Annotated in this window: 8 protein-coding genes; all 8 read right to left on the bottom strand. The window is 47.0% G+C overall.

Annotated elements, in window-relative coordinates; translation table 11 throughout:
- Window positions 1-39: 39 nt before the first annotated feature.
- A complete protein-coding gene (locus tag ABDW16_RS03255) occupies window positions 40-1,077 on the bottom strand; it encodes a sugar phosphate isomerase/epimerase family protein (RefSeq protein ID WP_343667683.1) in 1,038 nt (345 codons plus the stop codon).
- Window positions 1,078-1,351: 274 nt separating this feature from the next.
- Complete coding sequence (locus ABDW16_RS03250) at window positions 1,352-2,347, bottom strand: bile acid:sodium symporter family protein (protein WP_343667682.1); 996 nt, start codon at window positions 2,345-2,347, stop codon at window positions 1,352-1,354.
- A gap of 16 nt (window positions 2,348-2,363) precedes the next feature.
- The gene (locus tag ABDW16_RS03245; RefSeq protein ID WP_343667681.1) at window positions 2,364-3,278 is read right to left on the bottom strand and encodes an RraA family protein; all 915 of its coding nucleotides are present in this window, start codon (window positions 3,276-3,278) and stop codon (window positions 2,364-2,366) included.
- 3 nt (window positions 3,279-3,281) lie between these two features.
- Window positions 3,282-4,517, bottom strand: coding sequence for an amidohydrolase/deacetylase family metallohydrolase (locus tag ABDW16_RS03240; protein WP_343667680.1), 1,236 nt, complete (start codon window positions 4,515-4,517; stop codon window positions 3,282-3,284).
- 88 nt (window positions 4,518-4,605) lie between these two features.
- Entirely contained in the window at window positions 4,606-5,841 is a 1,236-nt protein-coding gene (locus ABDW16_RS03235) for an aminotransferase class V-fold PLP-dependent enzyme (RefSeq protein WP_343667679.1), read from the bottom strand.
- Window positions 5,842-5,919: 78 nt separating this feature from the next.
- Window positions 5,920-6,381 (bottom strand): RidA family protein, encoded by a 462-nt coding sequence (locus ABDW16_RS03230; RefSeq protein WP_343667678.1) that lies wholly within the window; start codon window positions 6,379-6,381, stop codon window positions 5,920-5,922.
- 19 nt (window positions 6,382-6,400) lie between these two features.
- A complete protein-coding gene (locus ABDW16_RS03225) occupies window positions 6,401-7,921 on the bottom strand; it encodes a SusD/RagB family nutrient-binding outer membrane lipoprotein (protein ID WP_343667677.1) in 1,521 nt (506 codons plus the stop codon).
- A 24-nt stretch (window positions 7,922-7,945) separates the two neighbouring features.
- Window positions 7,946-11,392: a SusC/RagA family TonB-linked outer membrane protein gene (locus tag ABDW16_RS03220; RefSeq protein WP_343667676.1), complete on the bottom strand. Its 3,447-nt coding sequence runs from the start codon at window positions 11,390-11,392 to the stop codon at window positions 7,946-7,948.
- Window positions 11,393-11,427: the final 35 nt, after the last annotated feature.

Below are 11,427 nucleotides of genomic sequence, written 5' to 3'. Positions count from 1 at the left end.
AAAGAAATTTGATAAATGGTAAAAGAAAAGAGGAGGAACTTAGCTAAGTTCCTCTCCCACTTTCTTAAGGAGTGCTAATGTTTTTCTCACTCCATCATCTTCGGACAACTGGCTGCCCTCGTATTCTATACCGATATGACCTGTATAACCGGCCTCTTTCACGATCTTCAGCATTTTATGATAGTCTGTTTCTACACAGTTACCATTTGCATCGAAATCATAGGTTTTGGCACTTACGCCTTTTGCAAAGGGCATGAGTTCTGTGACCCCTTCATAGCGGTCGTATTCTTCCAGACATTTTGTTTTTGCCCATGCTTCCGGCGTATTGGCTTCAGGTTTTGTTCTATTCAGGCAGAAGTTGCCAAAATCGGGGAGTGTGCCGCAGTTAGGACGGTTAATTGTTTTCATGACACCAGACAACCATTTACCGTTTGAGGAAATGCCGCCATGGTTTTCTACTATAACATTGATATTATGGGTACTTGCGAATTCTGATAATTTAGAGAGCGATTCTACGACTGCTTTCGCTACATCGTCCGGCTTACCTTCGCCGGCTGCGTTGACGCGGATGGCGTGACAACCCAGGTACTCTGCGGCTTCCACCCATTTGTAATGATTCTCTACAGCCTGGTGTCTTTTCTTTGCATCCTGATCACCCATCTCTCCTTCTCCATCGCACATGATCAGTACACTCCTGACCCCATTGTCACTACAGCGCTTTTTCAGATCGGCCAGGTAGCCTTTGTCTTTGGCCTTGTCTTTAAAGAACTGGTTTACATATTCCACTGCTTCAATGCCGAAATCTTTTTTGGCTTTCACGGGGAAATCCAGGTGACTCATCTGGTTTGCAAACAAGGCTTTGTGGAAGGACCATTCCGCCAGGGAGATTTTGAAGAACAGGGATTTGGCTGTGCCCAGCGCTTCCGCTTTGGAGGCAGCTGTGGAATCTTTAGTAGCTGATTCTTTAGTTGATTGACCATTATTACAAGCAGCAAGGATAGTTGGAACCATGCCGGCGCCCATTGTGTACAATGCCAGTTGACGGAGGAAATCCCGACGATGCGAGTGAGAATTCATAGACGTGGTATTTGATTGATGAAAGTGGATTCCGGCCCCGTTTTTGAGACCTGCTTATTCACTAACAATTTATCAAATTAACAGGACAAAAGAAAGATAGCTACAGATTATTTGTAAAAATTCGCCCAAAGGCATACTTTTTTCGCATAAAGTCATTATCTTTTGCCTCTCATTCCCCGTTTGCTTTATTATAGATTCCACCACGTGATGCCGCAAGGCGTCTTGTATGATAAAACTTGAGCCGTACTGCTTACGGTAGTACGGCTCCTCCACGTTATTCTTCAGGGGGATGCCGGTGCCACCAGCTGGCCAGCAAAGATCCCGTTACATTCATCAAAGGGCCAAACACAGCCGGGGCCAATCCTACCGTCGCTATCTTACCCATACTTTTCGCTATTGCCGATGCCAGCCCGCTATTTTGCATGCCCACTTCTATGGCTATCGTACGGCAATCCTGCTCTTTCATCCGGATCAGTTTACACAACCAGTAGCCCAGTCCATAGCCTGATAAATTGTGAATCAGGGAACTGAGTATCAACAGCAAACCCACATCCAGCAGGCTATCCCGCCCATGTGCTGTAATAATCACAATGATCAATCCTATGGCTGTCATAGAGATCTTAGGCATAATATTGTCCAGCCATTTTGCTTTTCCACTCAGGAAATGATTGAAGATCAAACCCGCTGCCACCGGCAGGATCACCAGTTTAAATATATCCCACATCATGTGGGTCACACTGATATCTATATAACTACCTGCCAGCCAGCGCATCAGCAAAGGTGTTACAAAAGGCGCCAGCATGGTAGAAATAGCGGTGAGCGTCACTGACAATGCGATGTTCGCTTTGGCCAGGTAAGAGATCACATTCGAAGCCATGCCACAAGGCACTGTGCCTACCAGTACCACACCTGCCGCTATCTCCGGCGGAAACCCAAACAGGTGCGCCAGCCCCCAGCCAATGAAAGGCATGATGGTGAAGTGACAGAGCACGCCTGTCAATACCCCCATCGGCATTTTGATGACGCCATAAAAGTCACCAAGACTCATGGCCGTGCCCATGCCGAACATGATGATCTGTAGTAATGGTGTGATCAGCTTTGCCAGGTCGTAATCCCCAATGTGGGTAAAATATTGCGGGTAGTATAGCGAAGTTGTCACAGCCGCAAAAATCATTAACGTGTACACGTAACCACGGGTCTGTGGTTTTCGTGAAAATAATATTGCTAACAGTACCCAAAAACCAATGATATAAGGGCCTAAATGATTCATAAGTGGATATTTATTTTTACCATGTGCGTTTTTCTAACATCTTGTCCAGCTCCTGCCGGGTCATGGGGGCCTTACCCACCTGCCTGTGCTGCCATTCAAGGAAAGCCTGCCTGATGGCATCTGTCCAGTTGTTATCCAGTTCTCCGGGCGTATATTTGCCGGCCTTCAGCATCTCAAAACTAAAGGCATCTTTTACTTGTATAAAGGCGGCGATACCGATTACTTTTTCTGCCAGGTGCGCGGGTACAAAGATGACACCTTCTTTGGAAGTTAATACCAGATCGCCCGGCAATACCACTGCCCGCCCTATACGAATCGGTACATTCATGCCTGACAGCATCACATTTTTCAGAAAAGAGGGATCCCAGTCCCTTACCAGTGCATTGAAACCCGGTATTTGTTCCAGGCCTTCCAGGTCGCGCGCCGATGCATTGAAGACTACACCATTACCTGAGCGGGCAAAGATAGCATTACCAAGGGTAGAACCAATGAGCGTACCATCTGCAATTTTACCAAATCCGTCTGCAACATATACATCTCCTTTGGTCAACTGCTGTATGGGCCATGAATTGGTATTTCCCTTCCAGCCTTTTTGCTGCCCACGTTCTTTCATGTGCTGCTCTACATCGGGTCTGGCGGGAATAAACATTGCCGTCACCGCCCTGCCGGCAATTACACTATCCGGATGGATCATTTTGAACCCACCTTCAAACTGGCAGTGATACCCCTCTCCTTCCAGGATCGTCCATACATCATCCAATCCTACTTCCTTTGCCTGTGTAATCACGGCATCCGGAATACGGGGCCGGCCGTCCGGAAAGCGTTCTCCTTTCCAGTCGGCCGTTAAAAATATCAGTTCCTCTTTAGATATAGTCTGCGCTGCCAGACGACTCATGAGTAAACAAAGTGGAATCAATAAAAACAGTTTCATATTTTAATTTTCGGTTTGTACTGAAATACTATCCGCCAGGCCATTCAAATCGTACACTACTTTACCTGCACGGATGGTAACTTCGCAGGCAATCTTTTCTTTCCCTTCCAGTTTTACTCCCATAGGATCTGCAAAGCCAAACTGCCCCTTTTCGATTCTTAAAATGGCAATGTCTGCTACACTGTTTGCTGACAGGCTTCCCAGTTCTTCATGACGAATAGCTTTTGCCGCATCGTCGGTAGTAGCTTTGATCAGTGCAGGAAAGTCCATTCCCATTGCCATCATTTTCGACATCACATTCAGCAGGTCTTTCATGGCTGCATTCATACTCCCGGTGTGAATATCCGTACTGATGGTATTTGGCAGGAAACCCGCTTTCATAGCCGGCATGGCAATTTTGTAAGAAAAGCTGGTGCCACCATGCCCTACATCAAAGAGAATTCCTTTTTTGCGCGCTGCCCAGATGTAAGCAGGTACTTTTCCACTTTCATCTACCACTGGCATACGCCCTCTTACGTTGGCATAGGCATGCGTAAAAATATCGCCGGGGCGCAGGTGCTTTTCAAATAATTCATTCAATGGCAAAGGCGGATTGCTGCCACCAAAGTCAATCATCACCGGTGTACCCGTCATCTCTCCTGCCTGTACAGCCCTGTCTACAGGTGTCCACTCTGCCCCTTCAAAGTGTGCCACCTTAATGCCCACTACATACTTTTTATACTGGCGAATGGTCAATGCCGTCATCTTTGCATCCATATCATTCGTATCCTGTTCATAAGCACCACCACGCATGCCACCACCTACTATATTCAAAAAAGCCAGTACCCTTGTTTGTGAATGACGAATGGTCTGATCTAAAAAAGTTTCAAAGCTGCGCCATCCGGAACTACCTGCATCAACAACCGTGGTTACACCGCAACGGAATGTAAAACCATCTGGTGCTACTGCACTGTAACTGTTATTTAAATACCTGTTTGGCGTGGTGCCAATAAAATTATGCGTGTGAATATCTATAAGCCCCGGCGTTACGTACAATCCTTTTGCATCTATGACGGTGGTGGCTTTCGTAGCATCTATATGTGGTGCTACCTTAGCAATGGTATCTTCCCTGAGGGCAATATCCATGACCGCATCAATATGATTTCGCGGGTCGATAACGTGCCCGTTTTTTATGAGGAGGCTGTATTGTTGTGCATGCAAAGCACTTCCAGCCAGCATGAGCAATAGTAAAAACCTCATATGCTGTTACTTTAATGTTAAGACCTGTGGTAAAAATTAACAGGGAGCCTCAAGGCTCCCTGTGGGTGACTAAACACACTCCAATTTATCAACCATGCGTTTCCGAAAGAGCCTTTTCTGTAAGCGCTTTTTTCAGCGCTGCGGCTACTATTTTTTCCTGCCCGGGTACCAGCATCCAGGTTGTAATGGCAATGGCATGCTGGTTTTCTCCATCTGCCACTTCTATAGATGGAGAACCGCTTCTCAATTTCTCTTTTAATTCTGCTGCTGTAGCAGGAATCTTCTTTGCATCCCAGCTTACGTGCAGGGTAGGTACGTGATTGGCTATGGCCGGTACTTTCACGGTTGTGGTCACACCCCCTACGGATGTTGCCGCATCGCCAATCAGTTTGATCTGCGCTTCCCACATTTTCCATTCTTTATCATGATCGGTAGCCAGGTAGGTTTCCAGCGCTATCAGCATACCGAGTATTTCTTCTTTGTTTACCTTCAGTCCACGGCCAATGGTATTACCCCTGGGTGGTGCACTGAGTCTTGCTGCCTGGATGTATTTTTTTCTGCCCAGTAGTAAGCCCGCACTCTGTGGACCACGGATTCCTTTACCACCAGAAAAGCAAACCAGGTCATACCCCATGTTCGTATACTTCCACAGGTTTTCCACAGGCGGCACGTCTGCCGCACAATCTATCATGGTAGGAATGTTGTGTGCCTGTGCTATTTTCAGGAATTCTTCTACCTGTACCGGGCCATCAAAGTTGTTCGCATTCAGGAAATACATCAGTGCAGTTTTATCTGTAATAGCACCGATCAGGTCTTCTTTGGTATCTACATACACAATCTTTAACCCTGTGTTTTTCAACGCATGTGCATACGCTATATCATGCTTGCGCTGGATGATCACTTCCGTCTTCATACCAGTACCTTCCAGGTGTGGCAGCTGTGCCACTTTCTTTTCATCCATGCCGGTGAGCACACCCGCAGCCCCCAGGGTCATGGCCGATGCACAACCAGAGGTAACGGTCGCATATTCACATTTCAGCAATTGTGCAATGCGCGCGCCTACTTTATCCTGCAGCTCATCGAGCAATACAAAATCTTTGGATGCATAGTTGATGGCATTCATCACTTCCGGACGCATGAGCGATCCTGTCATAGCAGTGTAGGTACCGGCCGCGTTAATAAAAGTGCGGATGCCCAGTTCCTTGAAATAATCTTTAGCAACAGCGGGTGCGGCGTCAGTTAATGGCAATATGTTAGCACTGCCTGCGAAAGCCCCGAATACAGGGATCACAGACATATTTTTCAATAAGTCTCTGCGGTTCATGAGTAGTAAAATAAAAACGTGAACAAGAAAGGGGGGACCGCTTCAATAAGCGATCCCGTAGAGAAGGGGGAACTATTTTTATAGAGATGCAATGCAGTCCATTTCTACAAGAGAGTCTCCCGGCACTCCTCCATATACAGCTACGGTAGTACGTACCGGAGGGTTAGCGCCAAACCGGCCTCTAAACACCTCATTCATGGCCTTGTAATCATTCAGGTCATGCAGGAATACGCTTACCTTCAATACCTTGTCCATCGAAGAACCTGCCTTTTTTAACTGTACTTCCATTTCCTTCAGCACATGATCGGTATGTGCCTTGATATCGCCTTCGAAGTGAGCGCCGATTCCGGCAATGTATACAGTATTGCCATGCACTTTGAAGCTGGAAAACAAAGGCACTTCCTGGTCATACACTACATTTCCATTTTCAGTGGCGGCAGGCAGTGTAGCGCCTGCAGCCTTTGCCACGGCACTGATACCGGTCATACCAGCTGCAGCGGCAAACATTTTTTTCAATACGGATCTTCTTTGGTTTTGCATGATAGAAAATTTGAGAGGATTATTCTTTATCCCACCATACGCGGGTTGTCATCAGGTTTGGCCCCTGCCTGTTTACTGCTTCCTGCAGACTTGCAGCGTTCACACTTTCTTCTGAAGGTGGATACAGCAAACGGCGGGGAATGGTACCACCGGTAATATTACCGGAGATATTCACCGGTGTCAGTGTGGGATAGCCCAAACGACGCCAGTTTGCATGGATCTGCTGCTCATCGAGGAACAGTGATACATAGTATTCATTGCCGATCATTTCCAGCTGTTGTGCAGTGGTACCGGTAAGAACGTGTGCCGCCTGGTAAGCAGTGATCCTGCTTTCAGCAATCACACCTGCCGCACCAAACTGTGCCCAGTTGCGCATAGAGGCACCAATAGCGTTTGAGAAAGTAGTAGCCGCATCGCCGGAGTACCAGCCCCGCACCGCAGCTTCTGCCAGGTAGAGGTTTACTTCAGCAGCACTCATCACAATGATAGGCGCCGTATACTGTAAGATGGTGGCGGGGTTTGGCTCTGAGTAACTGGCAAAATTATCGGGCTTCAGCAGCAGGCCATTCGGCATGCCTGTCTGTAAGGAAGTGGTGGTATCTGCCTTGCCATCTTTCCATACAATCGCGATCACATTCAGACGGGGATCATTATTGCTCTTCAGCATATTGATGAATGTCTGTGCCAGTTTACCCCCTTCTGTATTACTCTTACCATCTGCTACTGCATAGTCGTTAGAGAGCAGTGCAGCTGCTTTCGGATTCCTGTTCAGGGCTGTACCGTCTGTGTACTTCATGGTAGCAATGTCTGCATCGTCTGTAATCACACCACCTGCAATCGCTTTCTGTACCCAGGTCTGTGCAGATGCCGCATCTACTTTTGACATGCGCATACCCAGGCGCAGCATGAGTGAGTATGCAAACTTCTTCCACCTGGTCACATTCCCGGCGTAGATATAATCGCCCGCACCAAAAGTAGCTTTAGATGCATCGAAGGCTGCTGCAGATTCATCGAGCACCTTCAGCATGTCAGCATAAATAGCCTGCTGTGCATCGTACTTAGGGGTAAAATTGTTGGTCGTATACCCCTGTGCCGCTTCTGAATAAGGAATATCACCATAGATATCAGTAAGGCGGCTCATGATGTACACACGCCAGATGCGTGCGATAGAAAGTTTGTTGGTTTCTGATGAATCGAGTGCATTTATCACTGTGCCTATTTCGTTCACAGCGCCGGGATACCCGGTTGTAAAAAAATCATAGGGATATGTACCCTGCTGGAAATAGTATTTGTCCCCTATGCCCGGTACATCCTTATAAGTAGCAAACTGCTGCATAGATCCCCCGCAGGCCAGCGCATCTGTGGCAAACCAGCTATTGTTCAGCGCATCCAGCAGCGCCTTGCTAAACATATACTCCGGTACTACGGTGGTAGAGGCATCCGGGTTTACATTCATTGCTTCAAAGCCTTTGTCGCAGGACTGAATCAATAAGGTCGCTGCTACGGCTGTATATATCAGAAAGTTAAAACGCATTTTCATAATTCGAGTGTGTAACATGAACAATTAGAATTTAGCCATCAGGTTCAGACCAAAGCTCCGGGTGCGTGGTATACCAAACGCTTCAAAGCCCTGGGCATTACTGTTCGTGTAGCTTGATTCCGGATCAAAGTTGTCCGTATTCTTATACAGGATGAGCAGGTTACGCGCTACGAAAGACAGGGAAGCGCTCTGTACGATCTTCAGCTTTTGTACAGGAATCTGGTAGCTCAGTACTACCTGGCGCAGTTTTACGAAGCTGCCGTCGTACATAAAATGATCTGTATAGTTCTTGGTATTGTCGTAGTAAAGGCGCAGGTTAGATACAGGAATGGTGTTGGTATAAGCATTGCCATTCTGATCTACACCGCTTAGTGCCAGTCCGTTTTCACGACCTGCCAGGGTCTTTTTGTGCAGACCGAAACGGGTAGCGTATACGTCCATTACAGAAAATACTTTGTTACCAAATTTGCCATCTACCAGTACATCGAGTGACAGGCGTTTGTAGCTGAAGGTATTGCTGAGACCCATTGTCAATGGTGGTACACCATTGCCTAAATATTTCAATGCACTCTTTTGTTCATAGCCGGTAGCACTGTTGTAGATGGTTTGGCCCTTCTCGTTTTTCGACGCGGAGTAACCCATGATCACCCCATACGGACGACCTACTGAGTTGTGAACGAATGCCCAGCTACCTACGCTGGTCGCCATCTGTAAGGTGGTGAGCCCTGCTGCCAGCTGTTCTACTTCGCTCTTATTGTAAGCCATGTTGTAGCTCACATTCCAGGTGAAGTTTTTAGATTTTACAGGTGTACCTGTTAAGAGTACTTCAATACCCTTGTTAGACAACTTACCTACGTTCAGGAGGGCATTGTTATAACCGGAAGCGGTAGAGATGGCTGTGCTTACAATATCATTCGTCGTTTGCTTGCTGTAATAAGTCACATCAAAACCGATACGGTTATGCAGGAATTGTGCTTCCAGCCCCACTTCGTAAGTAGTAGATGTGAGTGGTTTCAGGCTGGAATTGGTCACCAGGTTTACACCACCGGACTGGGTAACAGTCTGAACGGGTTGTCCATCATGTCCACCCTGTACCATGGTGTAACTCTGGTTTAAGATGTATGGGTCAGGTGTAGCACCGCCCACTTGTGCCCAGGAGGCACGTGCTTTGGCATAGCTTATGGCTTTAGGCAATTGTACTGCATCAGAGATGATGAAGCTGGTACCTACAGCAGGATAAAAAATGTGGTTATTCTGTGGGCTCAGTGTAGAGAACCAATCCTGGCGGCTGCTGAAGTTCAGGAACAGCACAGACTTGTAATCCAGGTCTATCGCACCAAATACAGAGTTGGTCGCTACGTTATTTCTTGTTGGTGTAGTAGTCGTGGTACTTAAGTTGGTATAACTATAGAAGAACGGAATGATGAACTGTGTACCCGTAATAGCTGTCTGGTTTGATTTGTAACGGCGGGCGTTCGTACCTGCCAGTACATTCAGACCAATTGCACCAGCAATTTTGGTATTGTAGTTCGCAGTCAGCATAGAGTTGGTTTCTGACACGGCATTTCTCAAACCACTGTATTCACCGGCAGCACCTGTAGTATATACCGTACCAGTAGGAATGATGCCTACATAGTCGTAGTTGAAGAAGTCGCGGCTGATATTTGCTTTGACATACAGGTTTTTCAGGAGATCATATTTCACACTTGCCTGACCAATGAAACGGTTTTTGGTATCATTGTTTTTGAAGCGGTTTACTACGAAGTAAGGGTTGGAAGCATATGCGGTTTCGTTCCATTGAATCTCGCGGCCATTGGCATCATAACCCGGATCCAGAGAGCGGATGTCTACTGTATTCGCGATCATGTATACGCCCCAGTTAGGGTTGCCGGTAGCATCCCCTGAACTGGAGCGGTTTGTGGCATTCTCTACATTGTATTGCGCTATAGCTTCGATGCTGATTCTTTTACCCAGTGCAGCGTTCAGGTTCAGGTTCGCAATTTTCTTGTCGAACTTTGAATTGGGAACGATGCTTTTACTGTTGGTATTAGAGAGCGAGAAGCGAAAATTCAGTGCTTCGTTACCACCGTTAAAAGCTACGGTGTTGGTATAAGTAGAACCTGTACGGTAGAAATTCTGAATATTGTTTTTTTGTGGAGAGTAGGGATGTTCTTTACCATCGAATGCGATGTAAGGCTGACCATCCATCTTCGCACCCCAGCTACGACGGCCCCAGGTCACTGCCTGTGACTGTGAAGTTGGTTTTACACCGCCGTCGCCCTGGCCATATTCATACTGCCAGTCAGGATACACAGCAGGTGTTTCTACAGTGAGTGTAGTGTTGTAATCTACGCCAACACCTTTGCGTGAACGGCCTTTCTTGGTAGTGATGAGGATCACACCATTCGCTGCGCGGGAGCCATAGAGCGCTGCGGCAGTACCTCCTTTCAGTACGCTGATGGTTTCGATATCATCAGGGTTGATACCACCGATACCATCACCACGGTCTACGTTCTGACCACCACCACCGGTAGTAGGGCTACCACCTGGGGTCGTGTTGTCGATAGGCATACCGTTTACAACATAGAGCGGCTGGTTATCTCCATTCAACGAAGTATTACCACGAATGATCACACGGCTGGAACCACCGGGCCCACTAGCCAGACTGGTAGCGTTCACACCTGCAATTTTGCCGGTGAGTGCATTGGCTACGTTCACCTCGCGGGCCTGTGTGAAATCACTACCCTTTACTTCGGTAACAGCATATGCCAGTGCTTTTTTGTCTTTTTTAATACCCAATGCGGTCACAACTACTTCAGAGAGTGCTTTGTTGGATTCAGCCAGTTTCACACTCACGATATCAGCAGCGCTGGTGACAGTTATTTCCTGCTTATCAAAACCAATGGATGAAACAACCAATACTACAGGTAGCGTAGCATCTTTCAGATTCAGTTCAAAATCTCCTTTATCATTGGCTACAGTAACGAGAGCGGGATTACCTTTTACAGAGATGGTAGCACCCGGTACAGGGGCGCCATCAGGGCCGGTGATCTTACCTTTCAGTTTATCGGCAAAGAGTGCATTGTAATTGAGAATGGCTGCATTAGCATCGCTGGTATAGATAGAATACTGTGTTTTATTTACACGCATATAAGTAAGCGCAAAATCAGACAGTAATAATTTTAAGGCAGCTTCTGCCTCCATTGTTTCTGCTCTGTCTACGAGGTCAGCGGGAACCATTTTTCCATCCAGCAGTCCTTCCCTGTATGCGAAACGGATATTTTGCAGCTTTTTCAGCCTTAAAAGTGCATCTTTCAGTGATATTGTTCCTGCCTTGTGGTGAGGGATATTATCTGTCTGCCTCATGGAAGCATACATCGCGGGCGTCTGTGCGCTGACAGGTGCAGCAATACCTGGTAGCAGGGCACAGGAAAGCAGCCCCAAAATGAGATTTTGGTTTAAAATGTTCATTAGTTTTTTTTTACGTGTACTGTTTATACGCGCTT

The sequence above is a fragment of the Chitinophaga sp. genome (assembly GCF_039596135.1).
Taxonomy (GTDB): Bacteria; Bacteroidota; Bacteroidia; order Chitinophagales; family Chitinophagaceae; genus Chitinophaga.
This window is presented reverse-complemented; position numbering and strand designations above follow the sequence as displayed.